Genomic DNA, 24,494 nt, shown 5'->3' on the forward strand with positions numbered 1-24,494 from the left:
GCCCGGTTTGCCCGGACCGTCTTCTTGCCGCCCGGTTGATCCGGGTCATGCCTGTTCGGAAACTCTAGCGGAGGACGGCGAATCAGGAAAGAGGCTTATGCGCCGGGCGGCAAAATTCCGTCCAGTTCAGCCATTTCCCGCAGGCTGGCGCGCAGCCGTTCGCGCCCGCCCGGCCGATGGCCCAGCCGTTCCAGCCGCGCGGTGCTCATCTCGTTGAAGCCGCTGGCATCGGCGCGTTCGGGCAGGTGGCCGTCAATACCGGTGAGCGCGCGCCATTCCGCCAGCAGATCACGCCGGTCCAGCAGAATGTCCGAGACGTTATAGATGCCCTCGGCCCCCGCCAGCCCGTGACCGACAGCAGCGGCCAGACAATCGCCATGCACTTCCGAGCCGACGCGCGGCGCGATCCGGCGCCCGGCGGCGAAGTCATCGAACAGATCCGCCCATTTGTGCCGCTGCCCCGGCCCCGGCGGGCCGTAGACGCCGGTCGCGCGCAGGATCGTCGCCGGCCGGCCGGATGCCAGCAGCGCCTGTTCCGCCGCCAGCTTCGCCTGGCCGTAAAGCGTATCGGGGCGGCATTCCATCTCCTCGATCAGCATGCCCTGCTGCGGCCCGTAAACCGCGCGGGACGACAGGAACACCACCCGCACGCCCGCCTCGTCAGCGGCCCGAAACAACTGCAGCGAGCCATCGAGATTGCGGCGCAGAAACCCGTCGGGGTCGTCACCCTCGCCGCCGCGATAACGGCCGGGAAGGTGATCGAAGGCGGCATGGACAACGGCTTCCATGCCGCTCACATCCGCACGCCCGGCACCCAGATCATAGGGGCGGTGAGTCACCTCGCCCCGGAAAAAGCCGGGCTGCGGCGGGGTGCGGGTCATCACCGTCAGATCATGCCCCTGCCGCAGCAGATCGTTCACGATGAAGCGGCCCACCAACCCGGTGCCGCCGGTGACCGCGACCCTCATGCCGGATTCGCCAGGTTGGCGGGGTCCAGCCTTGGCCCCTGCCCCGCGAAGCCCCGCCACAGATCGATCAGCGGGCGCAGCCGGCTGGCCTTGTCATGGTCCTGCCACGGCTTTTCATACTGGAAATGCAGGATGTGGATCTCGTCCCATTCCCATAATTCGGGCATCGAGAACCAGACATATTGCAGCATGTTGTAAAAGATCGGCAGGCCATGCCAGTCGGGAAAGAAATCCTCCAGAAAGGTCTGGTCGGTGCGCCGCCAGAAGACGCCGGGCCGGTCCAGCCGGTCCAGCATGGCAGCGAATGTCTCGGCCGAGGGGCGCGCCGTGAACACGCCCGAATTCAGCCGGTGAAAATCGGCCAGGCTTTCATAAACGTTGGGAGCGGCGCAGAATTCGGGATAGGCGAACAGCTTGTCGCAATTCTTCAGCATGAGCGCATCGGCATCGATGAACACGACCGAGGCATATTCGACCAGCTGCCACAGCCGCAGCTTGGCGAAATTGTCCAGAGGCGTGTGGAAGGGCGGCTTCACCCCCTTGGTGAAGGCGGCCCGCGCATGAAGGGCATCGCGGGCATGGGTGCGGTTGAACGCTTCGGACGTGTCCAGCAGATCGACCGCGATCAGCCGCGCGCCCGCGTCGCGCAGGGGCTGAAGTCCGTCCTCCGGCACGGCGGTATGCAGGACCACGCAATCGGCTTTTGTGCCCGTCGCCCTGATCGAGTTCAGCAGCGCCAGGGCCCCGAGCGCATAATCCGCATTCGTGGCGAGCGTCACGTAGGCGTTCCGGCTGCGGGGCGGGCATTCGGGGCGCAGACCCTCAAACATGTGATCCTCCGGTATGTTACGGGCCTTGCGATTGGTCGCACGCGATTGTTACACCAAGACCACGGCCCCCCGAAACCTCGAACGATAAAGGATGCAGATGGACGCCAGCGCCATAATCAGGGAATTTGTGACGCTTTTCGTGGTGATCGACCCGATCGGCTCGGTCCCCGTCTTCCTGTTTGCAACCAAATACGTCCCGCGCGCGCTGCATCGCCGCTTTGCGATCCGTGCCGTGCTGGTCGCCACAATGGTTCTGCTGGGCTTTCTGTTCTTCGGCCAGTTCGTGCTGGAGGCGATGGGCCTGCGGCTTGGCTCGTTCCAGATCGCGGGCGGGATCGTGCTGTTCCTGTTCGCCATGACCATGATCTTCGGCGAGGCCAAACCCCAGCGCGAGATCGAGGAAGCCGAGCGCGACCATCTGGAAGGCGCGGTCTTTCCGCTGGCGATCCCGTCGATCGCCTCGCCCGGCGCGATGCTGGGGGTGGTGGTGCTGACCGACAACCACCAGAATTCGCTGCTGGATCAGATGGTGACGGCGGGGGCGCTGCTGGTGGTGCTGGCGATCACGCTGGGGCTGTTGCTGGCCGCGACGCGGGTGCACCGCTATATCGGCAATACCGGCGCCAATATCATCAGCCGGGTGATGGGGATGCTGCTGGCCGCGGTGGCGGTCGATGCGATCCTTGGCGGTCTGGACATGATGGGCATCGCCAGCGTCGTCGGCGGCGCGGGCGAGATGCTGTCGGGCGGCAATTAAGCCGCGTAGGCTGCGGCGGATGCGACAGGGCGGCCTTTGCGGGCCGCCCTTTTTCGTTCAGGCCGGGTCGCCGATGCGGATCACTTCCCATTGCAACAGGTGGCCGGAACTGGCCTGCACGCGTTCGCGCACCAGTTCCCCCAGCGCCTCCAGTTCGGCCGCTGTGGCCCGATCCGCATTCAGCAGGAAATTCGGGTGCTTTTCCGACATCTGCGCGCCGCCCAGGCGATGGCCGCGCAGGCCCGCATCCTCGATCAGTTTCCACGCCTTCAGCTCATGCGTGTCATCCGCCCGCCCGGTCGAGCTGAAGCCGGCCGGATTGCGGAACGTCGATCCGGCGCTGCGCTCCTTCGTTGGCTGAGTGGCGTCACGTCTGGCGAGCTGATCCTCCATCCGGGCGTGCAAGGTGGCCGGCGCGGCGGCATCGGCGCGGAAGCGGGCGCGGATCAGGACGGCGCCCTCGGCAAGCTCGGCATGGCGGTAGGCAAAGCGCAGATCCTCGGGCGAGAGGGTCAGTAGTTGGCCGTCCCGCGTCACCGCCTGCGCGTCAATCAGGTGATCGGCGACATAAGCGCCATAGCAGCCGGCATTCATCCTGACCGCCCCGCCGATACTTCCGGGAATGGTGCGCAGAAAGGTCAGGTCCAGCCCGGCATCGGCGGCTTTACGGGCGACATGCGCGTCAAGCGCCGCCGCACCGGCGGTGACGACATCGCCCTCGATGTCGATGCCATTGAACCCGCGGCCAAGCCGGATCACCACGCCGCGAATCCCGCCATCGCGCACGATCAGGTTCGAACCGACGCCCATCGGAAAGACCGCAATGCCGGGATCGAGTCCGCGCAGAAAATCCGCCAGATCGGCCTGATCGGCGGGCTGGAACAGCCAGTCCGCCGGGCCGCCGACACGCAGCCATGTCAGGCTGTCAAGCGGACGGTCAGGGGTCAGCGCACCGCGTATCGCGGGCATCTGAATTGCGCTCATCTGATCGTCCATTCCCGGCTCCTTTGTCAGGCTGCGCGCTTCCTAGACGATCCGCTTCCGCCGCGCAAACAGCGCGCGGCGGAAGCGCCGGGTGGTGGGCGCCCATTTGCCATAGCCCGGCCGAGAGCGCCCCACCCTGCTTCGGTCTGGGCCGTCAGTTCGGCTGCACAGCCTCTTCGTCCTGCGTTTCAGGGGCGGGCTCGCTCGCCTGCTCGTTCTCGGCGCCCTGTGGTTCCGCCGCCTGCTGATCGGCTTGCTCGGCCTGGTCGTCCTGCGGGATCATGAAATTCTCCAGCAGATAGTCCCAGCTTGCCGAGTATTTCGCGTATTCGTCACCGCAGCGGACCGCACGCTCATAAGGCAGGATGTTCAGCGCGTCGGTCTTTGTCAGCCAGTCGGTGACGCGTTCATCGTCGAAATTATCCGGGTTTTCATCGGCTTCGCGGGCGACCATGAACAGGCCCGGCGCGAGGATCGGCATATAGGCATCCTGGTCAGACCCAAGAACAAGGCACATGACGTCGTAATACCGCTGCTGGCCAAGCGCGTGTTCATCGGCAAAGATCTCTCGGGTCAGATCGCCGGGCTGGCTGGCAAGCTGCTGGAAGAAATAGGCGCCCAGAAGCACCAGCCGTCCGTCGCGATTCTCGAATGTATCTTCCGGCTCATCGGCGCTCAGCATCGCGAGGGTCGCGAACTGATCGACCACGTCCTCCTCGCGGCCCGTCACGGGAAGCTGAAACAGGCTGACCAACCCGTGACCCAGTTCGTGCATCAGGATGAATGCCGTCGTGCCGGTCAGAACCGTGTCCTGATCGGCGCCGCGCAGATAGGCGGATTCCTCGCCGCTGACTTCCTCATACCCCCGATTGTAAAGCGAGATGAGCTCCCAGCACATGTTCACAGTGCTTTCATCCGGGTCCCAGTAGGCGTTGTCGAAGCCGCAATCCTTGAAGGTGACGGCCACGTCGCGCGGCAGCGCAATGTTGTCGGCCAAGCTGTCGAGAACCGACTGAAAAATCCCTTCGTTGAGGAATTTCGACCGGACCAGCCCCATACCCTCGACCGCTGTCGGTTCAAATGTCAGGTTGAAGCGATGCTCACCCGCCTTGACGCCGACGGTCGCCGCGCCGGGAGAGAGTGTGAGGGGTTCTTTCTGCTCGCCCTTGCCGGTGACGGCAGCAATGGTTTCGGCGGCATCGGCTTCAGTCTTCGCCTCGGCAGTGGCTTCCGTGCTGGCTTCGGCCTCGGTCGCGGTTTCCGTCGTGGCTTCGGAAGCCGCAGGCTTGGGCATCGGTTGAGCATGGGCCATGGACAGTGACAAGGCGGTGGCGGCGAGCAATGCGGAAATATGAGTGACGGTCATGAAAAGCTCCTTGAACGGGCCTTTGGGGCCGAAATGCGCAGCTGTCCTGCACATCCTTTTGGATAGCCCCAACATCAATAAACTGGAAGTCGCCAAGCCGCCGAGTCGCAGGCGGTTGACTGTTGTGGAATGTGGGGGGGAAGCTGCGCGCGCCTCGGCCGCCAGAATGAAAGACGGCCCCGATGATCGGGGCCGTCAAAGGCAGATAAAAACTGGCAAGCGCAGTGCGCGCCGAAGGCCGCGCCGCGTTCAGGCGGCCTTGTCGGTCAGCCGCTCGGGCAGCGCGTTCGCCCAGGCCGAGATGGTGCCCGCGCCAAGGCAGACGACCATATCGCCGGGGCGTGCCTGCTCGCGGACCAGACGGGACAGGTCGGCCTCGTCCATGATGGCGCGGGCATGGCGGTGGCCATGGGCAATCAGGCCCGCGACCAGATCGTCGCGCGAGGCGCCGGGGATCGGGTCCTCGCCTGCCGCATAGACCTCGGCGATGGCGACGACATCGGCTTCGTTGAAGCAGGTGCAGAAATCATCGAACAGGTTCGACAGGCGCGAATAGCGATGCGGCTGGTGGACCGCGATCACCCGACCCTTGGTGGCCTGCCGCGCGGCTTTCAGCACGGCTGCGATCTCGACCGGATGATGACCGTAATCGTCGATGATGGTGACGCCGTTCACTTCGCCCACGCGGGTGAAGCGGCGCCCGACGCCGCCGAATTTCGCCAGCGCGTCGCGGATTTCGGCGCGCTTCATGCCCAGATGCCGCGCGACGGCAATCGCCGCCAGGGCGTTGGAGACGTTGTGATCGCCGGGCATCGGCAGGGTGCAGCCCTCGATCACCGGAATCTCGCCGTCATTCAGCACGGCCTCGCCCTGAAGCGCCACGTCGAAATGGGCGATGCCGTTTTCATAGCGCAGGTTGATCGCGCGCACATCGGCCTGCGCGTTGAAGCCGAAGGTCACCACGCGGCGGTCGCTGATCTTGCCGACCAGCGCCTGCACCTCGGGGTGGTCGGTGCAGCAGACGGCCAAGCCGTAGAAGGGCACGCCCGAGACGAAATCGTAAAACCCTTTGCGGAGGCGGTCGAAATCGCCCCAATGCTCCATATGCTCGGGGTCGATATTGGTCACGATGGCGATGGTGGCGGGCAGGCGGTTGAAGCTGCCGTCAGATTCGTCGGCCTCGACCACCATCCATTCGCCGGCGCCGGCGCGCGCGTTGGATCCGTAGGCATGGATCACCCCGCCATTGATGACGGTGGGGTCGAAATTCCCCGCATCCAGCAGGGTCGCGACCATGGTGGTCGTCGTGGTCTTGCCATGCGTGCCGGCGATGGCGACGTTGGATTTCAGCCGCATCAGTTCGGCCAGCATCTCGGCGCGACGCACGACCGGCAGGCCGCGGCGGCGGGCTTCCTCCAGTTCGGGATTGCCCTTCTTGATCGCGGTGGAGATCACCACAACGCCCGCTTCGCCGATATTCTCGGCCCGCTGGCCTTCGAAGACGCGCGCGCCAAGGCTTTCCAGCCGGTCGGTGATCTTGGATTTCTTCGCATCCGAGCCCTGCACGTCATAGCCGAGCGTCATCAGCACCTCGGCGATGCCCGACATGCCGATGCCGCCGATGCCGATGAAGTGGATGGGGCCCAGTTCGCCGGGAAGTTTGGTGGCTGCGTTCATGGGGCAAGCTCCGTCACGAGGTCATAAAGACGCCGGGCCGCATCGGGGCGGCCAAGGGCGCGCGCCGCTTCGGCCATGTCGCTTGCGCGGGTGGCGTCGGAAAGGATTGCGGCGATGTCGCGCGTCAGGCTTTCAGCGTCAAGCACGGATTCGGGCAGCATGATCGCCGCCCCGGCATCGGCAAGAGGCCGCGCATTGGCCGATTGGTGATCGCCCGTGGCCGCCGCATAGGGGATCAGGATCGAGGGGCGCCCGATGGCGGTGATATCCGCAACCGAGGACGCCCCGGCCCGGCTGATGACCAGCTGGCAATCCTGCAGGCGCTGCGGCACATCGGCGAAGAAGGGCTGCACCTCGGCCGCGATCCCGGCATCGGCATAGGCCTGCACGACGCGGTCGTGATCCTCGGCCCGCGCCTGATGGGCGACATGCAGCCGGCCGCGCAGGTCCCGCGGCAGCGCGGCAACGGCAGCGGGCACGGTGTCGGACAGCACCCGTGCGCCCTGGCTGCCGCCGATCACCAGCAGGTTCAGCGGCCCGTCGCCGGGCGGCGTGTAATCGGCGCCTGCCCGGTCCAGCACCGCCTGGCGGACCGGATTGCCGGTATGGGTGCTGTTCACACTGTCGGGCAGTTCTGTCGGCCAGATTCCGCAGGCGACGCGGTTGACGCGCGGCGCGAAGATGGCGTTGACCCGGCCCATGACGCCGTTCTGTTCGTGGATCATGCGCGGCATGCCCATGCTCAGCGCCGCCGACATGGCAGGGATGGTGGGATAACCGCCGAAACCCACCACCACATCGGGCCGGTCGCGGCGGAACGCGCCGCGCGCGGCCAGCACGCCGGCAGCGATCTTCAGCGGCGCCGTCAGCTTGCCCATGATGCCGCCCCGCGCCGTGGTGGCCGAGGGCACGATTTCGCGCGTCACCGCCTCGGGGAAGCCGCCGGCATAGCGTGCGCCGCGCTCGTCGGTCGACAGCTTCACCCGCCAGCCATGGGCGAGCAGCACCTCGGCCAGGGCCTGGGCCGGGAACATGTGGCCGCCGGTCCCGCCGGCGGCGATCAGCGCATATTTCGCCATCAGCGACCCCGCCCGATCAGGTCCGACATCTCGCCCTGCGGCCGGTGACGGGTCAACGCCAGCAGCATCCCCATGGCGATCCCCGAGGCAATCACCGACGAGCCGCCGTAGCTGACGAAAGGCAGCGTCATCCCCTTGGCGGGCAACAGCCGCACCGCCACGCCCATATTGATCAGCGCCTGCACGCCGAAGGCGCAGGCAAGGCCGGTGCCGGCGATGCGGGCGAAGGGATCGCGTTCGCGCAGCAGCCGCATCAGCGAGCGGAAGACGATGGTGGCGTAAAGCGCGATGATGACCAGCACCATGACCAGGCCGTATTCCTCGGCCGCGACAGCGATGATGAAGTCGGTATGTGCGTCGGGCAGCGACCATTTGACGGTGCCCTCACCCACGCCGACGCCGAAGAAGCCGCCCTCCTGAATGGCGTTGGTGGCATAGCCGATCTGGGTGCGGGGGTCGATCTCGGCCGACAGGAAGCCATCGATCCGGCGGGCAAAGTGCTCGGACGAGCCATAGGCGAAGAAGCCGCCCGCGACTGCCAGTCCCGCCACGCCCAGCAGCAAGGCCAGGGGCGCGCCGGCGACGAAGAACATCACCCCCCAGGAGAACAGCACCAGCGAGGCCTGCCCGAAATCGGGCTGCATCGCCAATGTCAGCACCACCGCCACGGTGATGCCGAAGCTGATGGTCTTGCCGGGCGGACCACCGACCTCCTGACTGGCCGCCATGCACCAGGCGACGGCGGCGATGAAACAGGGTTTCAGAAACTCCGACGGCTGGACGGAGGCAAAGCCGAGGCTGAGCCAGCGGGTCGCGCCCTTGCCGAAATCGGTGCCGATCGCCGGCAGCGCCGCCACGACGATCATGCTGATCAGAAAGCCGGTGACGCCCAGACGGCGTATCTGGCGCGGGTTCATCAGCGAGATGACGAACATCACCCCCAATCCCAGCCCGCCGAACACCGCCTGCCGGGTGACGTAATAGAACGGCGTCAGGTTGTTCTTTTCCGCCAACGGAACCGAGGCCGCCAGCCCCAGCAGCAGCCCGATGGCGAACAGGCACAGAACCGCGAACAGCGACCATCGGTCAACGGTGCGCCACCATTTGGGAAGAATCGGATCGCCCGCCCGCATGGGCGTGGCGCCAAAGACCATCTCGGTCATGGAAATACCGCCGTCACTGCCTGTACATGATGCCCGGTTATCCGGGTCTGACATGCAGCATAGCGTGATTATAGCCGTGGCGCTACAGGTGATTCGCAGGACCGGCGCATCGCCGCCGCGCGACATTCGCTGGACCCGCGCGGGCGCCGGGTCTAGGGTGATGCGCGCTGACGAAAGGCCCCTGACATGACCCAAGATCCCCTGTTCATCCTGATCCTGATCGCACTTTTCGCGGTGGTTGCGGTTCTGGCCGTGGGCATCGGCGGCTTTGGCGTGGGTGGCAGCTTCAACGCCAAGAACGGCAACCGGATGATGCGCTGGCGGATCATTGCGCAGGCCATCGCCATCGCACTGATCTTGCTGTTCTTCTGGGTGCGCGGCAGCTGATGGTCGTCCTGAACCGCATCTATACCCGCACCGGTGACGCTGGCGATACCGCGCTGTCCGATGGCAGCCGCGTGGCGAAACATGACGCGCGGGTCGAGGCCTACGGCACCGTGGACGAACTGAACGCGACCCTCGGCCTTGCGCGGCTGCACGCGCAGGGTGTGACGGCGGCGCAGATCGCGGTGATCCAGAATGAGCTGTTCGATCTGGGCGCGGATCTCTCGCGCCCGAATATGGCGGGGGATGACGCCCTGCCCTATCCGGTGCTGCGCATGATCCAGGGCCAAGTGGACCGGCTGGAAGCCGAAATCGACGCGATGAACACCCAGATGGAACCGCTGCGCAGCTTTATCCTGCCCGGCGGCAGCGCGCTGTCGGCGCATCTGCACCTGTCGCGCACGGTGGCGCGGCGCGCGGAACGCTGCGTCACAGCGCTTGCCACCGCGGACGCGGTCAATCCAGCCGCGCTGCGCTATCTGAACCGGCTGTCGGATTGGCTGTTTGTGGCCGCGCGCCACGCCAATCTGGATGCGGGCGGCGACATTCTGTGGGTGCCGGGCGCCAGCCGGTAACCGCCTGTTTGCGTTCACGTCAACGCTGCGTCATGGGATTTTTCCCTGTCCCTGCCCGAAATGGGCCGCTATCAATTGCGGCGAAATTGCTAGTGGCCACGATTAGGGGAGTGAGTGCCGATGAAGGTTCTCGTGCCGGTAAAGCGCGTGATCGACTATAACGTCAAAGCCAAGGTGAAGGCCGATGGCTCGGGCGTCGATCTGGCGAACGTGAAAATGTCGATGAACCCTTTCGACGAGATCGCTGTCGAGGAGGCGATCCGCCTGAAGGAAAAGGGCGTCGCGGAGGAAGTCGTCGTCGTCTCGATCGGCGTCAAGCAAGCCGCCGAAACGCTGCGCACGGCGCTGGCGATGGGCGCGGACCGCGCCATTCTGGTCGTCGCCGCCGATGATGTGCATCAGGACATCGAGCCGCTGGCCGTCGCCAAGATCCTGAAAGCCGTGGTCGATCAGGAACAGCCGAAGCTGGTGATCGCGGGCAAACAGGCCATCGACAATGACATGAACGCGACCGGCCAGATGCTGGCAGCGCTGCTTGGCTGGGGTCAGGCGACCTTCGCATCGAAGCTGGAGCTGGCCGGCGACGCCGTGCAGGTGACCCGCGAGGTCGATGGCGGCCTGCAGACCATCGAGGTCAAGCTGCCCGCCATCGTCACCGCCGACCTGCGCCTGAACGAGCCGCGCTATGCCTCGCTGCCCAATATCATGAAGGCGAAGAAGAAGCCGCTGGATGATAAAACCGCCGCCGATTACGGCGTCGATGTGACCCCGCGCCTGACGGTGGTGAAAACGACCGAACCGGAAGGCCGCAAGGCGGGCATCAAGGTCGGCTCGGTCGACGAACTGGTTGCGAAACTGAAAGAAGCGGGGGTTGTGTGATGGCGGTTCTGCTGCTGGGTGAAGTCACGAATGGCGAGCTGAACGTCGACTCGACCGCCAAGGCCGTCAACGCGGTCAAGGGGCTGGGCGATGTGACGGTGTTGTGCGCCGGGTCTTCGGCCAAGGCCGCGGGCGAGGCCGCCGCCAAGATCGACGGCGTGACCAGGGTGCTGGTCGCGGAAGACCCGCTCTATGGTCACCGTCTGGCCGAGCCGACCGCCGCGCTGCTGGTGTCGCTGGCCGGCGACTATGACCACATCGCCGCCCCCGCGACCACCGATGCCAAGAACGTCATGCCGCGGGTGGCAGCGTTGCTGGATGTGATGGTGATCTCGGATGTGTCGAAGATCGTCGATGCCGAGACGTTCGAACGCCCGGTCTATGCCGGCAACGCAATCCAGACGGTGAAATCCTCGGACCCGAAAAAGGTCATGACCATCCGCACGGCGTCCTACGATGCGGCGGGTCAGGGCGGCGCGGCCACGGTCGCCGATCAGGCGGCGGCGGAAGATCCGGGCCTGTCGAAATGGGTCGCCGACGAGGTCGCCAAGAGCGATCGGCCGGAACTGACCTCGGCCGGGCGTGTCGTCTCGGGCGGCCGCGGCGTCGGCTCCAAGGAAAATTTCGAGATCATCGAGAAGCTGGCCGACAAGCTGGGCGCCGCCGTCGGCGCGTCGCGCGCGGCGGTCGATTCGGGCTTTGCGCCGAACGATTGGCAGGTCGGGCAGACCGGCAAGGTGGTGGCGCCCGAGCTTTATGTCGCGGTGGGCATTTCCGGCGCCATCCAGCACCTTGCGGGGATGAAAGACAGCAAGGTCATCGTCGCCATCAACAAGGACGAGGAAGCGCCGATCTTCCAGATCGCCGATTACGGGCTGGTGGGCGACCTGTTCACCCTCGTGCCGGAACTGACCGAGAAGCTGTAATCCGACCGGATTATCTGCAGGAAGCACCGAACGCCCCGGAACTATCCGGGGCGTTTTTTCTTGGGTTGTCAGAGGACGCATTACCCAGGGTCAAGGCGAAGGAGGACGACCATGACGGGCATATTCATTATCGGCGGTGCGGGCGGTGTGGGCAGGCGGCTGGGGCCGCTGCTGGCCGGGCGCGGGCAGGGTGTGGGCGCGATGGCGCGCAAACCCGAACAGCTGGACGCATTGCGCGCGCGCGGGGTCACGCCGGTCACCGGGGATTTGACGGCGCTGGATGCAGCGGGTCTGGCCGGGCTGATGCAGGGTTATCATGCCGTGGTCTTCAGCGCCGGCGCGGGCGGTCTGGGCGGCGCGGACCGCACCACGGCAGTTGATGGCGTGGGGCTGGAAAAGGCCGTCAGCGCCGCGCAGGCGGCCAAGATCAACCGCTTCGTACTGGTCTCTGTCATCCCGGATGCGTTGCGGGGCACCGCCTCGCCAGGCGAGCGGTTCGAACATTACATGCAGGTCAAGCGCAAGGCAGACAACCATCCGGCCCAAAGCGGGTTGGACTGGGTGATCCTGCGCCCCGGCACGCTGACCGACAAGCCCGGCACCGGCAAGGTGCGCGCCGGCGCGGCCGTGCCTTACGGCGATGTCAGCCGCGACAATGTCGCAACCGTGCTGGCCGAGATCATCGCGACGCCCCGGCTCAGCCGCCGGGTGATCGAACTCACCGATGGCGACATCCCGGCCGCGCAGGCCGTCGGCGCATTGGCAAACTGACCCCCCGCCGCGTCACGGGCCGCGGTTCCGCATTGATCCCCATCGCCCGCCCCCCTATCGTCCGCCCGATAGTCGAGGGGGATTTGACATGACCATTCAAACAATCGGGGTGATCGGTGCGGGGCAGATGGGCAACGGGATCGCCCATGTCTTCGCGCTCGCGGGCTATGACGTTCTGCTGACCGATGTCAGCGAGGAGGCGCTGAAGAAGGCGCTGGCGACGGTGACGAAAAACCTCGACCGGCAGGTCAAGGGCGGCAAGATCACCGAGGCCGACAAGCAAGCGACCCTCGGCCGCATCCGCACCACCATGACGCTGACCGATCTGGGTCCCAGCGACCTGATCATCGAGGCCGCGACAGAAAAGGAAGCCGTCAAGAACGCCATCTTCGCCGAGCTGTTGCCGCATCTGAAACCGGAGACGATCCTGACCTCGAACACCTCGTCGATCTCGATCACGCGGATGGCCAGCCGGACTGACCGGCCGCACAAATTCATGGGCTTCCACTTCATGAACCCGGTGCCGGTCATGCAGCTGGTCGAGCTGATCCGCGGCATCGCCACCGATCAGGACACCTATCAGACCATGCTGGAAGTGGTCGAACGGATCGGCAAGACCTCGGCCACCGCCGAAGATTTCCCGGCCTTCATCGTCAACCGCATCCTCATCCCGATGATCAACGAGGCGGTCTATACGCTGTATGAGGGCGTCGGTTCGGTGAAATCCATCGACCAGTCGATGAAGCTGGGCGCCAACTGGCCCATGGGCCCGCTGGAACTGGGCGATTTCATCGGGCTGGACACCTGTCTGGCCATCATGAACGTCCTGCATGACGGGCTGGCCGACACTAAGTATCGCCCCTGCCCACTGCTGGTGAAATATGTCGAGGCCGGATGGCTGGGCCGCAAGACCGGGCGCGGTTTCTACGACTATTCGGGCGAACATCCTGTGCCGACCCGCTGAGGGCGGCAGAAAGCGAAGGGCCGGGAAGCGCGTGCTTCCCGGCCCTTTTCATCTCGCGGCGATCAGTTCTGGTCGCGCGGCGCGTCCTCGCGCCGGTCCGAGGCGTCGCGGCGGTCCGACATGAACTGCTCGAACTCTGCACGGTCGCGGGCCTCGCGCAGGCGGGTCAGGAAGGCCATGAATTCCTGATGTTCGTCTTCCAGTCGTTTCAGGGTTTCGGCGCGATAGGCGTCGAATGCGGAATTACCCGAACTACGAGCGTAGGTATGGGCCGAGGATTGGCGGCGATTTGCACAGCTGAACATGCGATTGGTTCCGATCATATAGACAAGAAGCGCCAGGCCGACCGGCCAGACGAAGATGAAGCCCGCGATCATGGCCAGAATCCAGGCCAGACGGCCCCGATCATCCAGCCAGTCGCGACCCCGCATGAGCGTATGCTTCGCGCGGGTCATCAGCCCCGGCTGCCATTCCCTCATCGGGCGGTAAGAGGTGGTCGAACCATAGTCCATCGTTGTTTTCCCTTTCGATGTGAATGGTATTCACATCAATCAATGTGGTGCAGCGATCGCCCCAATCAAGTGGGGGAGCGGGAAAAATGCGACAGGACCGCAGCGGTGGGAAAAAGAGATCAGTCGCCGATCAGGCCGAGGCCGCGCAGATAGATCAGCACGCCCGAATTCAACATATCCTCGGCCGAGATCGGCGAACGCGTACCTCGCTTGCCGCGCGCGAACAGTTCGACCACGCCATGGGACAGCGCCCAGATATGGTTGGCGAACATGCGGGGCGGCGGGCGGCGGTCCTTGGGCAGCGGCGCCGACAGCGCTTCGGCCGCCCGTATCAGGGTGGCGAAGCCGCGCTCGGAAGCCTGCCAGAGGTCGGGATTGTCGGCCAGCGAAAGCTCGCTTTCGAACATTGCGACGTAATAGGCCGGGCGCTGACGGGCGAAATCCAGATAGGTCTGGCCCAGCCTGGCGAAAGCGGCCAAGGGGTTCGGCCGCCCCTCGTCCCAGGCGGCCTCCATGGCCTCGGCGAATTCGTCGAAACCCCGCTTGGCGATTTCTTCCAGCAGGTCATCGCGCCCCTTGAAATGGCGGTAAGGCGCGGCGGGCGAGACACCGGCGCGGCGGGCGGCTTCGGCCAGGCTGAAGCCCTGCGGGCCGGTCTCGCCGATCAGGCCGATGGCGGCCTCGACCAAGGCTTCGCGCAGATTGCCGTGATGATAAGGGCGGCGGGCGGCCAAAGCTCAGGAATCCTCGCCGAAGCGCTGTGCCACCAGATCGGTCAGCGCGTCGGCGAGTTCGGTGGCCTGCCGCCCCGAGGTCTGCAAAGCGATCTCGCATCCGCGCCCGGCGGCAAGCATCAGAAGCCCCATGATCGAATCGCCCGAGACCGTCATGCCGTCGCGGGTCACACGCGCCTCGGCGTCAAAACGCTCGACCGTCTCGACGAATTTCGCCGAGGCCCGCGCGTGAAGCCCCTTCTCGTTGACGATGGGCAGAACCCGACTGATCGGGTCGGTCATTGCGCGACCTTGCGCGGGATCATCTCGTCGTAGACGTTGTAGCTGTCGATGTATTTCCGCCCGGCTTCGGCGGCCATGGCTGCGGCCTGACCGGCGGGCAGGTGGCGCAGCTTGGCCAGCTTGACCAGCATGGGCAGGTTGGCGCCGTAAAGAATCACCCGGTTGCGGGCCGAACAGGCGGGCAGCGACAGGTTGGACGGCGATCCGCCGAACAGGTCGGTGACGACGACGACGCCGTCGCCCTCGTCGACCTCGTCGGTGGCGAGACAGATCTCACGGCTTTTCGCCGCGCGGTCGTGGATATCTTCGATGGTGACGGTACGCACACCGGCCTGTGGGCCTACGACATGTTCCATGGCTGCGAGATATTCCCGCGCCAGACCGCCATGTGCGACGATGACAATTCCGATCAAATCTGCGTTCCCTGAGGCGTGGAAGCCGAAACTGTATGATGGGCCGCGTCAGCTTCGCGGCGTTCGAGTTCTCTGTGGCGTTTAGACACCTGCCAGCCTTGTTCAGCAAGCGCCGTGGACATCAATTCCGTCAAAGTGACGGAACGATGTTGGCCGCCAGTGCAGCCAAATCCGATGGCAAGATGGGTTTTACCCTCGGACAGATGCGCTGGCAGGACGAAAAGGATCAGGTCGCGCACCTTGTCGAAGAACTCGACAAAGCGCGAATCGGCCTGGACGAAATGCTGAACGGCCGCATCGCGGCCGTCCTTTGCGCGCAGTTCGCTGCGCCAATACGGGTTGTCCAGAAAGCGGCAGTCGAACATCATGTCGATGCCACGCGGTACGCCGCGCTTATAGGAAAAGCTCTGGACCGAGACCGTCAGCCGGTTGGCCGAGGTGGTTTCGAAGAAACGCGCCAGTTCCGCCTTCAGGTCGTGCGGCGTCATGTCCGACGTGTTGACCAGAACATCCGCCCGCACCTTGATCGGTCCCAGCAGGTCCTTTTCAGCCTGGATACCGTCCAGCGGCGCGCCCGCCTCGGCCATCGGGTGGCGCCTGCGGGTTTCGTTATAGCGCCGCACCAGCGTCGTCGAATCGCATTCGATATACAGCACTTCAGGCTGAAAACCGGGATGGCGGGTCAGCCGGTCGATCAGTTCGATCACCGCCGAGGCCGAGAAATCGCGGTTGCGCACGTCCAGCCCCAAGGCCAGCGGGGCGGGGCGCGGCGGTCCTTCCAGCAGACGCGGGACCAGCGACAGGGGCAGGTTGTCGATGGCCTCATAGCCGAGATCCTCCAGCACATTGATCGCCGTGGAGCGCCCTGCCCCCGACGGTCCCGTGACCAGCACCACCCGAGTCTGCACCTCCTCGGTGCCAGGCTCTGGCGCGGTCATCTGCTGGTTGGAAATATCGTTCATCGCGTTTCCGGTGACAGCCCTTCTTCGGGATCGATGCGCCCGCCCCGCAATAACAGGCAAATCGCTGATGAAAGATGGGCTGTCAGCGGCCCAAGAGCAAGGGGGAGTGATATATCCATTACGGTAGTGTGGCGGATTGGCGGCAGCCGCGCCTGTTCGATCCGACCCAGGTCGACCACCAGCCGCAAGGGCGCGGGCCGGGCGGGGGCGCGCAGCAGGCCAATGCCGCGCGCCTCGATCAGGCCGTCAAGCGCGGCAGGGGCGGACGCCACCACATCCCCTCCTACCCGGTCCAGCACGATCCAGTCGTCGCCGACCAGTTGCGCCCCCTGCCCGATCAACTGCAGGGCGAGTGACGATTTCCCAGCGCCCGACGGCCCGAGGATTAACACCCCCCGCCCGTCCAGCGCCACGGCACTGGCATGAATGGTCTCGGTTCGAATCACTTCCGGGCCGTTTTCCATGGTCGGTTTCTGTCGCCTCCGGCCTTCATTTTACCTCTGGTTGCGCTAACTGCGAGTGATTTCGCTAACATCTGCCAATGGCCTCTGTTTTCATAAAAACTCCATGTTATAGGGACCGGGACGGACGCTCCTGTCCTTGCCAAGCGGAGATCTCCCCCCATGTCGCAGCCCCGAGTAAACCCAAATTTCAAGCTGGAAGATCAGGGAATCGAGGGCGTCGGCGCGGTTTATTACAACCTGCTGGAACCCGCCCTGATCGAACGCGCCGTCGCCCGCGGTGAAGGCACGCTGGGCCTTGGCGGGGCCTTCCTGGTGTCGACCGGAAAGCATACCGGTCGGTCTCCCAAGGACAAGTTCGTGGTCCGCACCCCCGATGTCGAGGACAACATCTGGTGGGAAAACAACAAGCCGATGGCGCCCGAGGCGTTTGACCTGCTCTATGCGGACATGCTGGAGCATATGAAGGGCCGCGAATATTTCGTGCAGGACCTGTATGCAGGCGCCGACCCCGAACAGCGGCTGGACGTGCGCGTGGTGTCGGAACTGGCCTGGCACAATCTGTTCATCCGCCACCTGCTGCGCCGCCCCGACGCCTCGGAACTGGCCAGTTTCGTGCCTGAATTCACCATCATCAACTGCCCCAGCTTCAAGGCCGACCCGGAACGGCACGGGACCCGGACCGAGACCGTGATCGCGCTGAACTTCGACAAGAAGCTGATCCTGATCGGCAACACCGAATATTCGGGCGAGAACAAGAAGGGCGTGTTCACGCTGATGAACTACATCCTGCCGGCGCGCGGCGTGATGCCGATGCATTGCAGCGCCAACCATGCTGAGGGCGACGAAAACGACGTGGCGATTTTCTTCGGCCTGTCGGGCACGGGCAAGACAACGCTGTCGGCGGACCCGTCGCGGGTACTGATCGGCGATGACGAACATGGCTGGTCGGACAAGGGCGTCTTCAACTTCGAAGGCGGCTGCTACGCCAAGACCATCAACCTCTCGCCCGAGGCGGAACCGGAAATCTACGCGACGACCAGCAGGTTCGGCACCGTGATCGAGAACATGGTCTTCGATCCCGACACGTTGGAATTGGATTTCCGGGACAGCTCGATCACCGAGAACATGCGCGCGGCCTATCCGCTCGACTATATCTCGAATGCCTCCGAGACCGGCCTGGGCGGCGTTCCGAAGAATGTCATCATGCTGACCTCTGATGCTTACGGGGTGATGCCGCCCATCGCGCGGCTGACCCCGGCGCAGGCGATGTATCATTTCCTGTCGGGCTTCACCTCGAAGACCCCCGGAACCGAGGTCGGCGTAACCGAGCCGACGCCCACCTTCTCGACCTGCTTCGGTGCGCCCTTCACACCGCGCCGTCCCGAGGCCTATGGCGCGCTGCTGCAGAAGAAGATCGCCGAGACCGGCGCCACCTGCTGGCTGGTGAATACCGGCTGGACCGGCGGCGCCTTCGGCACCGGCTCGCGGATGCCGATCAAGGCCACCCGCGCGCTGCTGACCGCCGCGCTCGATGGGTCGCTGAACGCCGCCCAGTTCCGCAAGGACCCGAATTTCGGCTTCGAGGTCCCGGTCTCGGTTCCCGGTGTCGACGACAAGCTGATGGATCCGCGCCAGACCTGGGCCGATGCTGCGGCCTATGACGCGCAGGCGGCGAAGCTGGTGCAGATGTTCTCGGACAATTTCGCGCAATATATCGACAAGGTCGACGATCAGGTGCGGCTGGCCGCCATCGGCTGAGCACCCGGCCAAAACGACAAACGCCCGCCTTTCGGCGGGCGTTTCCATGTGCGGCTGCGTGAAAAGGTTGCCCTCAGCTTCGCCGCGCAGCAAGTTTGAAATGCATAAAAAGTGAGGAGGAGTTCATGCTGCGCATCCTGTCGCGCCCCGCAACCCGTCTGATGGAACGCTGGCTGCCCGACGCATTCGTTTTCGTCGTCATCCTGACTCTGGTGGTCATGGCGGCCGCCATCGGAATCGAGGGCGCCAACCCCCTTGATATCATCGTCATCTGGGGAGACGGGTTCTGGAAGCTGCTCAGCTTCGCCATGCAGATGCTGCTGGTGCTGGTCACCGGCTTCATCCTGGCGACCTCGCCGCCGGTCAAGCGGCTGCTGGAATGGCTGGCGGGATTCGCCAGAACCGCAGGGGCCGCGATCATCATGGTCACGCTGGTCTCGCTGGCGGCCAGTTGGCTGAACTGGGGTTTCGGGCTGGTCGTCGGCGCGATCTTTGCGCGCGAGCTGGCCCGGCAGGTCAAGGTCGACTACCGGCTGCTGGTGGCCTCGGCCTATTCGGGCTTCGTGGTCTGGCATGGCGGGATTTCGGGATCGATCCCGCTGACGGTCGCCACGCCGGAACATTTCACCGAGAGCGTGATCGGCATCATCCCGACCTCGGCCACGATCTTTTCGTGGTGGAACCTGCTGATCGTAGCGCTGATCTTCGCGACCCTGCCGCTGATCAACTACATGATGATGCCGCGCGAGGAGGAGGTCGTTCTGGTCGATCCGGCCAAGCTGGGCAGCACGACCGACCCCGCCCCCCTGCCCGCGAACGCCACCCCCGCCGAGCGGCTGGAGAATTCGCGCATCCTGATGTGGGCCATCGGCATTCCGGGGATCATTTGGCTGGTGCAATATTTTGCCGGCGGCGGCGGGTTGAACCTGGATGTTGTGAACTTCCTGTTCCTGTTCGTGGGCATCATCCTGCACGGCACCGCCCGCAGCCTGCTGGCCGCGCTGGAGGAAGCCGTGAGGGGCGGCGCGGGCATCGTGCTGCAATTCCCCTTCTATGCGGGGATCATGGCGATCATGACCGGATCGGGACTTGCCGCCACGCTGTCGGAATGGTTCGTGGCGATCTCCACCGCCGAGACACTGCCGTTCTGGAGCTTCATCTCCGCCGGGATCATCAACATCTTCATCCCCTCGGGCGGGGGGCAATGGGCGGTTCAGGCGCCGATCATGCTGCCCGCCGCGCAGGCGCTGAACGCCGACATCCCGAAAGTCATCATGGGGGTGGCCTGGGGCGATGCCTGGACGAACCTGCTCCAGCCATTCTGGGCGCTGCCGATGCTGGGCATCGCGGGGCTGAAGCCGCGTGACATCATGGGCTTCTGCGTGGTGGCGCTGCTGTTCACCGGCATCATCATCGGCGCGGTGCTGCTGTTCGCCTGATATGACAACGCCGCGCCAGAACGGCGCGGCGTATCCGCTCGTCGCTCGTCTCAGATCGCCGCGGTCGCGGTCTGCAGCCAGGCCTTCGTGTCGGCATCGACCAGCGGGCTGATCCGCGCGAAAACCTCGGCGTGATAGGCGTTCAGCCAGTCCCGCTCCTCGCCCGACAGCATCCCGGCCTCGATCAGACGGCGGTCGATGGGCACTAAGGTCAGAGTCTCGAAGCCCAGCATATAGCGACCATCGCGGCTTTCGGCCGGCTGGACCACCAGCAGGTTCTCGATGCGAATTCCGAACGCACCCTCGCGGTAATAGCCCGGCTCGTTCGACAGGATCATCCCCACCGCCAGCGGCACTTCCGAGGCGCGGCTGATCCGCGCCGGGCCTTCATGGACGCACAGGGCCGCGCCCACGCCATGACCAGTCCCATGGTCGTAATCCATCCCTGCCACCCACAAGGGCGCGCGCGCCACCGGGTCCAGATCGCGCCCCGAGACACCCTTTGGAAAACGCAGGCGCGACACACCGATCATGCCCTGCAGCACGCGGGTGAAGGCGTCGCGAACCTGCGGGTCCATCTCGCCCACGGCCATGGTGCGGGTGATGTCGGTGGTGCCATTCGGGTATTGGCCGCCCGAATCGACCAGCAACACCTGACCATTCGCCAGCGGCAGATTGCTGGCCTCGGACACATGGTAATGGGGCAGCGCCGCGTGTGGGCCGACGCCGGCGATGGTGTCGAAACTGATGTCGAGGATCCCGGCCTCGCGCCGCATCTCCTCCAGCCTGGTGGTTACATCGATTTCAGTCAGCCCACCCGGCGCGGTCCTGTCCAGCCACGCGAGGAAGCGCGCCATCACCGCGCCATCAGTCAGGTGGGCTGCGCGCATCCCTTCGATTTCGGCGGCGTTTTTCAGCGCCTTCGGCATCACCACCGGGTCGTCGGCGGGGATGACCGTCGTGCCCTGTTCGGTCAGGATCTGGAACACCGCCTCGGGGGCGGTGGCGGGATCGACACGGACGGTGCCATCCAGCGTCGCCAGCGCGGCCGGAAAACCCGCCGGGTGGATGATCGAGACCGCGTTGCCCAGATGACGGCGCACCGTTTCGTCGAACTTCGCCGGGTCGGAAAAGACCTGCACCGCGCCGGAATCATCGATCACCGCAAAGCCCAGAACCACCGGGTTCCGGGGCAGATCCGCCCCGCGGATATTCAAAAGCCAGGCAAGCGAATCAGCCAGCGTGATCACCGCCGCGCCCTGCCCCGCATCGGTCAGCGCGGCTGCAATCTGCGCGCGCTTCTGCGCCGCCGTTTCGCCCGCCAGCGCATCGTCATGCAGCCGCACCTGTCCCACCGGCGAATCCGGCCGGTCGGTCCAGATCCGGTCGACGAGGTTTTCGACCGGCACAAGCGCAATGCCCTCGGGGTCCAGCCGCATGCGCAGATCGGAAATTTCGCGATGGGTGTGCAGCCACGGGTCGAAGCCCACCCGGCCGCCATCGGGCAGCGCCTCGACCAGCCAGTCGCCGGGCTTCACTTCGGGGAAAGGGACAGGGGTGAAATGGGCCAGATCGACCTCGGCCTTGACCTGCACGCGGTAGCGGCCATCGACGAAAACGCCGGCCCGGTCGGCCGTCACGATGGCCTGCCCCGCGCTGCCCGAGAATCCGGTCAGCCAGCGCAGGCGCGCATCGGCATCGGCGACATATTCACCCTGATGCGCGTCGGCGCGCGGGATCAGAAAGGCGTCCAGCCCATCGGCCGCCATAAGCTTGCGCAGCGCGGCGAGGCGCGGGGGATGTTTCGCGGGATCGGCAATCTCGGTGAAGGTCTGAAACATGGTCATCCTGTCGGGTCGGTTAATGCGGGTCGCCCTGTGCCGCTTCCGCGGGCTGAAGCGACCAGCCATCATCTGTCCAGTAAAGGATCTGATGGGGCGCGACGGCATGGGCCGGGCTCTCACCGCCCTGGGCCGCGAGGATGTCCAGCAGGCGCATCGCCTCGGCGTCGGCGGTATTGGCGTAGATCACCACATTGCGGGCGGCGAACAGCGCCGCGGGCGGCGCGCCGAATTCGTCCTGAATATCGTCCCAGAGACCGGACAGGAAATAGGTGCTCGCCTCGTAATTGCCGTCCAGCTGCAGCTGGAACAGCTTGTCGTCGATGGACCCGATCTGAAGGTCGCGCTCGTGGCAATAGCGGGCGAGATCCTGCATCGCCCGCTGGCGGGCCGCGTCCATGTCCAGACCGGCCTCGGCCAGTTCCGCTTCGGAAACCGAGCGCATCATCTGCGGCGAATCCTGCATCAGGATCACGTTCAGCCCGGTGCGCAGCGGCTGATACCAGAAGGGCAGCGGCTGATCGTCGGGCAGCCCGGCATCGCGTAATTGCGCCCGAACGGCGTCGATATAGTCCGGGCCCTTCAGCACCGGCAGCAGGTAGATCGCTTCCTCGGACGGCTCGCTCAGGGCCTGGTCCAGATAGTGCTTCACCGCCTGATCGTCTTCCATCTGCTGCAATACCGCCAGCACATCCTCGACATCCAGCGCCACTTGGCCGCCGCTATAATAGCGCAGATTGACCGTTCCGCCGTCAAAATCCGCCGCCGCGATATCCTCGCGCAGGCGGGCGAAGGCGGCGATTTTCGGGCCGATCAGATCGGCCGAGGCCAGATCTTCGGCCGAGATTTCCAACGCAACCTCGCGCTCAGCCGGATCGTTCGGCTTGTCTGCCATGGCTACCTCGTCCCCACGCGTGAACGCCCCATGGCCCGCGCGCGCTGGCGTGGGTCGGATTCGAACAGGCCGGCAAGCTGTTCGGTCATCGCGCCGCCTAGTTGCTCGGCATCGGTGATGGTGACGGCGCGTTCATAATAGCGCGTCACGTCATGACCGATGCCGATGGCCAGCAGTTCGACCTGCCGGCGCTTCTCGATCATGGCAATCACGTCCCGCAGGTGCTTTTCCAGATAGTTCGCCGGGTTGACCGACAGGGTCGAATCATCGACCGGCGCCCCGTCGGAAATCACCATCAGGATCTTGCGCGCCTCTGGCCGCTTGACCAGTCGGCGATGCGCCCATTCCAGCGCCTCGCCATCGATGTTTTCCTTCAGCAGGCCTTCCTTCATCATCAGCCCGAGATTGGGGCGGACCCGCCGCCAGGGCGCATCCGCCCCTTTGTAAATAATGTGGCGAAGGTCGTTCAGGCGTCCGGGCAGCGCGGGGCGGTTTTCCTTCAGCCACAGCTCGCGGCTTTGGCCGCCCTTCCAGGCGCGGGTGGTGAAGCCAAGGATTTCCACCTTGACCTGCGACCGTTCCAGCGTGCGGGCCAGCACATCGGCGCAGATCGCGGCGATGCTGATCGGCCGCCCCCGCATCGAGCCGGAGTTGTCGATCAGCAGCGTCACCACGGTGTCGCGGAACTCGGTGTCCTTTTCGACCTTGAAGGACAAAGGCGTCGTCGGATTGGCGACCACGCGGGCCAGTCGCCCGGCATCGAGCACGCCTTCTTCCTTGTCGAATTCCCAACTGCGGTTCTGCTGGGCCTGCAGGCGCCGCTGCAACTTGTTGGCCAGCCGGCTGACCGCGCCGCGCAACGGTTCAAGCTGCTTGTCCAGATAGGCGCGCAGGCGTTCCAGCTCCGCCGGCTCGGCCAGATCCTCGGCCCTGATCTCCTCGTCATAGGCCTGCGTGAAGACCTTGTAATCGGCGCTGGCATCGCTGACCGGGGGCGGCAATTCCTGCGGCATCTCGCTGTCGGGCATGTCGGCTTCTTCCGACATCATCTCCTCGGACGAATCGTCCATCGACACCTGCGCCTGACGTTCGTCCTGCGTGCGTTCCTGACTGCGCTCGGGCGAGGCTTCGCTGTCCTCGCTTTCGTCCTGATCGCGGGACTGGTTGTCGCCGGATTCGGGGTCGGGTTCCGCGTCTTCGCTGGCATCGTCTTCGGGTTCGGCGTCCGGGTCCTCGCCCAGCTGGTCGCCATAGCCCAGATCCTCGATCATCTGGCGCGCCAGCCTTGCAAAGGCGGCCTGATCGTCGAGCGTCGTGCGCGCCGCTTCCAGCACATGGCCGGCCTGCTGGCTGACGAAGGGGCGCCACAATTCGGCCGCATGGGCGGCGGCGGGCGGCAGCGGGCGGCCGGTCGCCGCCTCGCGCAGCAGATAGCCCGCGGCGACCGCCAGCGGCACATCGGCAGGCTGCTTGACCTGACCGTAACCGCGACGCTCGGCCTCGGCGCCCATGCGGGCATCGATATTGGACAGGGCGCCCGGCATGTCGCGCGCGCCGCGCGCCTCGACCCGCGCGGTCTCGACCGCCTCGAAGATCTCGCGCGCCATCGGACCGGCGGGGGCGTATTTCGCATGGGTCGCCGGGTCGTGATGGCGCAGCCGCATCGCCAGCGCATCGGCGGTGCCGCGCGCCTGCACAATCTCATCCCGCGTCATGCGGCGCGAGACCTGAGGCAGCCGCATCGTATCGCCCGACACGCCCGAGGGGTCGGCGGTGAAGGTCACGTTCAGCTCGGCCTCATCCGCCAGCGCACGGGTGGCCTCGGTGAGTGCCTTCTTGAAGGGATCGGCGGGGTTGTCGGATTTGTTCAT

25 protein-coding genes are annotated in these 24,494 nt (G+C 65.3%); 9 read left to right on the forward strand and 16 right to left on the reverse strand.

Features of this window, described 5'->3' with window-relative positions:
• Positions 1 to 95 precede the first annotated feature (95 nt).
• Both H1S04_RS05650 and H1S04_RS05655 read right to left on the reverse strand, forming a co-directional pair.
• Complete coding sequence (locus tag H1S04_RS05650; protein ID WP_181744547.1) at positions 96 to 968, reverse strand: NAD(P)-dependent oxidoreductase; 873 nt, start codon at positions 966 to 968, stop codon at positions 96 to 98.
• Entirely contained in the window at positions 965 to 1,798 is an 834-nt protein-coding gene (locus H1S04_RS05655) for a glycosyltransferase family 8 protein (protein WP_181744548.1), read from the reverse strand. The genes H1S04_RS05650 and H1S04_RS05655 overlap by 4 nt, the downstream gene beginning before the upstream one ends.
• 91 nt (positions 1,799 to 1,889) lie before the next feature.
• Between H1S04_RS05655 and H1S04_RS05660 the strand changes: the two genes are divergently transcribed.
• Entirely contained in the window at positions 1,890 to 2,555 is a 666-nt protein-coding gene (locus H1S04_RS05660; protein WP_220185096.1) for a MarC family protein, read from the forward strand.
• A gap of 57 nt (positions 2,556 to 2,612) precedes the next feature.
• Here H1S04_RS05660 and murB read toward each other — a convergent pair whose 3' ends face one another.
• The 5 genes from murB to ftsW all read right to left on the reverse strand — a co-directional run bounded on the left by murB (position 2,613) and on the right by ftsW (position 8,824).
• The gene (gene murB / locus H1S04_RS05665) at positions 2,613 to 3,524 is read right to left on the reverse strand and encodes a UDP-N-acetylmuramate dehydrogenase (protein ID WP_181745408.1); all 912 of its coding nucleotides are present in this window, start codon (positions 3,522 to 3,524) and stop codon (positions 2,613 to 2,615) included.
• 169 nt (positions 3,525 to 3,693) lie between these two features.
• Positions 3,694 to 4,905: a DUF4344 domain-containing metallopeptidase gene (locus H1S04_RS05670; RefSeq protein ID WP_181744550.1), complete on the reverse strand. Its 1,212-nt coding sequence runs from the start codon at positions 4,903 to 4,905 to the stop codon at positions 3,694 to 3,696.
• Positions 4,906 to 5,154: 249 nt separating this feature from the next.
• Entirely contained in the window at positions 5,155 to 6,582 is a 1,428-nt protein-coding gene (gene murC, locus H1S04_RS05675; RefSeq protein WP_181744551.1) for a UDP-N-acetylmuramate--L-alanine ligase, read from the reverse strand.
• On the reverse strand, positions 6,579 to 7,661 hold the full coding sequence (gene murG, locus H1S04_RS05680) for an undecaprenyldiphospho-muramoylpentapeptide beta-N-acetylglucosaminyltransferase (protein ID WP_181744552.1): 1,083 nt from the start codon (positions 7,659 to 7,661) through the stop codon (positions 6,579 to 6,581). Before murG ends, murC begins: the two co-directional genes overlap by 4 nt.
• Positions 7,661 to 8,824: a putative lipid II flippase FtsW gene (ftsW, locus tag H1S04_RS05685; RefSeq protein WP_181744553.1), complete on the reverse strand. Its 1,164-nt coding sequence runs from the start codon at positions 8,822 to 8,824 to the stop codon at positions 7,661 to 7,663. The genes murG and ftsW overlap by 1 nt, the downstream gene beginning before the upstream one ends.
• A 186-nt stretch (positions 8,825 to 9,010) precedes the next feature.
• On the opposite strand from ftsW, the gene H1S04_RS05690 reads away from it, so the two are divergent.
• The 6 genes from H1S04_RS05690 to H1S04_RS05715 all read left to right on the forward strand — a co-directional run bounded on the left by H1S04_RS05690 (position 9,011) and on the right by H1S04_RS05715 (position 13,323).
• Positions 9,011 to 9,211 carry a twin transmembrane helix small protein gene (locus tag H1S04_RS05690; protein WP_181744554.1) on the forward strand — a complete coding sequence of 67 codons (201 nt, stop codon included), beginning with the start codon at positions 9,011 to 9,013 and terminating at the stop codon, positions 9,209 to 9,211.
• Positions 9,211 to 9,783 carry a cob(I)yrinic acid a,c-diamide adenosyltransferase gene (locus H1S04_RS05695; protein WP_181744555.1) on the forward strand — a complete coding sequence of 191 codons (573 nt, stop codon included), beginning with the start codon at positions 9,211 to 9,213 and terminating at the stop codon, positions 9,781 to 9,783. Before H1S04_RS05690 ends, H1S04_RS05695 begins: the two co-directional genes overlap by 1 nt.
• A gap of 120 nt (positions 9,784 to 9,903) precedes the next feature.
• Complete coding sequence (locus H1S04_RS05700) at positions 9,904 to 10,662, forward strand: electron transfer flavoprotein subunit beta/FixA family protein (protein WP_181744556.1); 759 nt, start codon at positions 9,904 to 9,906, stop codon at positions 10,660 to 10,662.
• Entirely contained in the window at positions 10,662 to 11,588 is a 927-nt protein-coding gene (locus tag H1S04_RS05705) for an electron transfer flavoprotein subunit alpha/FixB family protein (protein ID WP_181744557.1), read from the forward strand. Before H1S04_RS05700 ends, H1S04_RS05705 begins: the two co-directional genes overlap by 1 nt.
• Positions 11,589 to 11,699: 111 nt before the next feature.
• Entirely contained in the window at positions 11,700 to 12,359 is a 660-nt protein-coding gene (locus H1S04_RS05710) for an NAD(P)H-binding protein (RefSeq protein WP_181744558.1), read from the forward strand.
• Positions 12,360 to 12,447: 88 nt separating this feature from the next.
• Positions 12,448 to 13,323: a 3-hydroxybutyryl-CoA dehydrogenase gene (locus H1S04_RS05715; protein ID WP_181744559.1), complete on the forward strand. Its 876-nt coding sequence runs from the start codon at positions 12,448 to 12,450 to the stop codon at positions 13,321 to 13,323.
• 62 nt (positions 13,324 to 13,385) lie between these two features.
• Here the strand turns inward: H1S04_RS05715 and H1S04_RS05720 are convergent, their stop codons facing one another.
• The 6 genes from H1S04_RS05720 to H1S04_RS05745 all read right to left on the reverse strand — a co-directional run bounded on the left by H1S04_RS05720 (position 13,386) and on the right by H1S04_RS05745 (position 16,690).
• The gene (locus tag H1S04_RS05720; RefSeq protein WP_181745409.1) at positions 13,386 to 13,802 is read right to left on the reverse strand and encodes a DUF2852 domain-containing protein; all 417 of its coding nucleotides are present in this window, start codon (positions 13,800 to 13,802) and stop codon (positions 13,386 to 13,388) included.
• Positions 13,803 to 13,954: 152 nt separating this feature from the next.
• On the reverse strand, positions 13,955 to 14,569 hold the full coding sequence (locus tag H1S04_RS05725; protein ID WP_181744560.1) for a TetR/AcrR family transcriptional regulator: 615 nt from the start codon (positions 14,567 to 14,569) through the stop codon (positions 13,955 to 13,957).
• Positions 14,570 to 14,572: 3 nt separating this feature from the next.
• The gene (locus H1S04_RS05730) at positions 14,573 to 14,851 is read right to left on the reverse strand and encodes an HPr family phosphocarrier protein (RefSeq protein ID WP_181744561.1); all 279 of its coding nucleotides are present in this window, start codon (positions 14,849 to 14,851) and stop codon (positions 14,573 to 14,575) included.
• A complete protein-coding gene (locus tag H1S04_RS05735) occupies positions 14,848 to 15,264 on the reverse strand; it encodes a PTS sugar transporter subunit IIA (RefSeq protein WP_181744562.1) in 417 nt (138 codons plus the stop codon). Before H1S04_RS05735 ends, H1S04_RS05730 begins: the two co-directional genes overlap by 4 nt.
• Positions 15,261 to 16,202, reverse strand: coding sequence for an RNase adapter RapZ (gene rapZ, locus H1S04_RS05740; protein WP_255435533.1), 942 nt, complete (start codon positions 16,200 to 16,202; stop codon positions 15,261 to 15,263). Before rapZ ends, H1S04_RS05735 begins: the two co-directional genes overlap by 4 nt.
• Positions 16,203 to 16,222: 20 nt before the next feature.
• Entirely contained in the window at positions 16,223 to 16,690 is a 468-nt protein-coding gene (locus tag H1S04_RS05745) for an HPr kinase/phosphorylase (protein ID WP_181744564.1), read from the reverse strand.
• 159 nt (positions 16,691 to 16,849) lie between these two features.
• Here H1S04_RS05745 and H1S04_RS05750 point away from each other — a divergent pair, with 159 nt between their 5' ends.
• Together H1S04_RS05750 and H1S04_RS05755 are read left to right on the forward strand one after the other, a co-directional pair.
• Positions 16,850 to 18,448 carry a phosphoenolpyruvate carboxykinase gene (locus H1S04_RS05750; protein WP_181744565.1) on the forward strand — a complete coding sequence of 533 codons (1,599 nt, stop codon included), beginning with the start codon at positions 16,850 to 16,852 and terminating at the stop codon, positions 18,446 to 18,448.
• A 125-nt stretch (positions 18,449 to 18,573) separates the two neighbouring features.
• On the forward strand, positions 18,574 to 19,887 hold the full coding sequence (locus H1S04_RS05755) for a short-chain fatty acid transporter (RefSeq protein WP_181744566.1): 1,314 nt from the start codon (positions 18,574 to 18,576) through the stop codon (positions 19,885 to 19,887).
• Positions 19,888 to 19,937: 50 nt separating this feature from the next.
• Here H1S04_RS05755 and H1S04_RS05760 read toward each other — a convergent pair whose 3' ends face one another.
• Genes H1S04_RS05760 through cobT form a run of 3 tightly spaced genes read right to left on the reverse strand, consistent with a single transcriptional unit; the run spans position 19,938 to position 24,494 of the window.
• Complete coding sequence (locus tag H1S04_RS05760; protein ID WP_181745410.1) at positions 19,938 to 21,728, reverse strand: aminopeptidase P family protein; 1,791 nt, start codon at positions 21,726 to 21,728, stop codon at positions 19,938 to 19,940.
• 19 nt (positions 21,729 to 21,747) lie between these two features.
• Positions 21,748 to 22,623, reverse strand: a complete 876-nt coding sequence (locus H1S04_RS05765; protein ID WP_181744567.1) for a hypothetical protein — start codon at positions 22,621 to 22,623, stop codon at positions 21,748 to 21,750.
• 2 nt (positions 22,624 to 22,625) lie between these two features.
• Positions 22,626 to 24,494, reverse strand: a complete 1,869-nt coding sequence (cobT, locus tag H1S04_RS05770; protein ID WP_181744568.1) for a cobaltochelatase subunit CobT — start codon at positions 24,492 to 24,494, stop codon at positions 22,626 to 22,628.

It is taken from the genome of Paracoccus sp. S1E-3, from assembly GCF_013868135.1.
GTDB lineage: Bacteria > Pseudomonadota > Alphaproteobacteria > Rhodobacterales > Rhodobacteraceae > Paracoccus.

What these genes read in the sequence shown, in the direction of transcription:
- H1S04_RS05650 (WP_181744547.1), bottom strand. Translation starts at nt 968, where the DNA reads ATGAGGGTCGCGGTCACCGGCGGCACCGGGTTGGTGGGCCGCTTCATC.
- H1S04_RS05655 (WP_181744548.1), bottom strand. Translation starts at nt 1,798, where the DNA reads ATGTTTGAGGGTCTGCGCCCCGAATGCCCGCCCCGCAGCCGGAACGCC.
- H1S04_RS05660 (WP_220185096.1), top strand. Translation starts at nt 1,890, where the DNA reads ATGCAGATGGACGCCAGCGCCATAATCAGGGAATTTGTGACGCTTTTC.
- murB (WP_181745408.1), bottom strand. Translation starts at nt 3,524, where the DNA reads ATGCCCGCGATACGCGGTGCGCTGACCCCTGACCGTCCGCTTGACAGC.
- H1S04_RS05670 (WP_181744550.1), bottom strand. Translation starts at nt 4,905, where the DNA reads ATGACCGTCACTCATATTTCCGCATTGCTCGCCGCCACCGCCTTGTCA.
- murC (WP_181744551.1), bottom strand. Translation starts at nt 6,582, where the DNA reads ATGAACGCAGCCACCAAACTTCCCGGCGAACTGGGCCCCATCCACTTC.
- murG (WP_181744552.1), bottom strand. Translation starts at nt 7,661, where the DNA reads ATGGCGAAATATGCGCTGATCGCCGCCGGCGGGACCGGCGGCCACATG.
- ftsW (WP_181744553.1), bottom strand. Translation starts at nt 8,824, where the DNA reads ATGACCGAGATGGTCTTTGGCGCCACGCCCATGCGGGCGGGCGATCCG.
- H1S04_RS05690 (WP_181744554.1), top strand. Translation starts at nt 9,011, where the DNA reads ATGACCCAAGATCCCCTGTTCATCCTGATCCTGATCGCACTTTTCGCG.
- H1S04_RS05695 (WP_181744555.1), top strand. Translation starts at nt 9,211, where the DNA reads ATGGTCGTCCTGAACCGCATCTATACCCGCACCGGTGACGCTGGCGAT.
- H1S04_RS05700 (WP_181744556.1), top strand. Translation starts at nt 9,904, where the DNA reads ATGAAGGTTCTCGTGCCGGTAAAGCGCGTGATCGACTATAACGTCAAA.
- H1S04_RS05705 (WP_181744557.1), top strand. Translation starts at nt 10,662, where the DNA reads ATGGCGGTTCTGCTGCTGGGTGAAGTCACGAATGGCGAGCTGAACGTC.
- H1S04_RS05710 (WP_181744558.1), top strand. Translation starts at nt 11,700, where the DNA reads ATGACGGGCATATTCATTATCGGCGGTGCGGGCGGTGTGGGCAGGCGG.
- H1S04_RS05715 (WP_181744559.1), top strand. Translation starts at nt 12,448, where the DNA reads ATGACCATTCAAACAATCGGGGTGATCGGTGCGGGGCAGATGGGCAAC.
- H1S04_RS05720 (WP_181745409.1), bottom strand. Translation starts at nt 13,802, where the DNA reads ATGAGGGAATGGCAGCCGGGGCTGATGACCCGCGCGAAGCATACGCTC.
- H1S04_RS05730 (WP_181744561.1), bottom strand. Translation starts at nt 14,851, where the DNA reads ATGACCGACCCGATCAGTCGGGTTCTGCCCATCGTCAACGAGAAGGGG.
- rapZ (WP_255435533.1), bottom strand. Translation starts at nt 16,202, where the DNA reads ATGACCGCGCCAGAGCCTGGCACCGAGGAGGTGCAGACTCGGGTGGTG.
- H1S04_RS05745 (WP_181744564.1), bottom strand. Translation starts at nt 16,690, where the DNA reads ATGGAAAACGGCCCGGAAGTGATTCGAACCGAGACCATTCATGCCAGT.
- H1S04_RS05750 (WP_181744565.1), top strand. Translation starts at nt 16,850, where the DNA reads ATGTCGCAGCCCCGAGTAAACCCAAATTTCAAGCTGGAAGATCAGGGA.
- H1S04_RS05755 (WP_181744566.1), top strand. Translation starts at nt 18,574, where the DNA reads ATGCTGCGCATCCTGTCGCGCCCCGCAACCCGTCTGATGGAACGCTGG.
- H1S04_RS05760 (WP_181745410.1), bottom strand. Translation starts at nt 21,728, where the DNA reads ATGTTTCAGACCTTCACCGAGATTGCCGATCCCGCGAAACATCCCCCG.
- H1S04_RS05765 (WP_181744567.1), bottom strand. Translation starts at nt 22,623, where the DNA reads ATGGCAGACAAGCCGAACGATCCGGCTGAGCGCGAGGTTGCGTTGGAA.
- cobT (WP_181744568.1), bottom strand. Translation starts at nt 24,494, where the DNA reads ATGAACAAATCCGACAACCCCGCCGATCCCTTCAAGAAGGCACTCACC.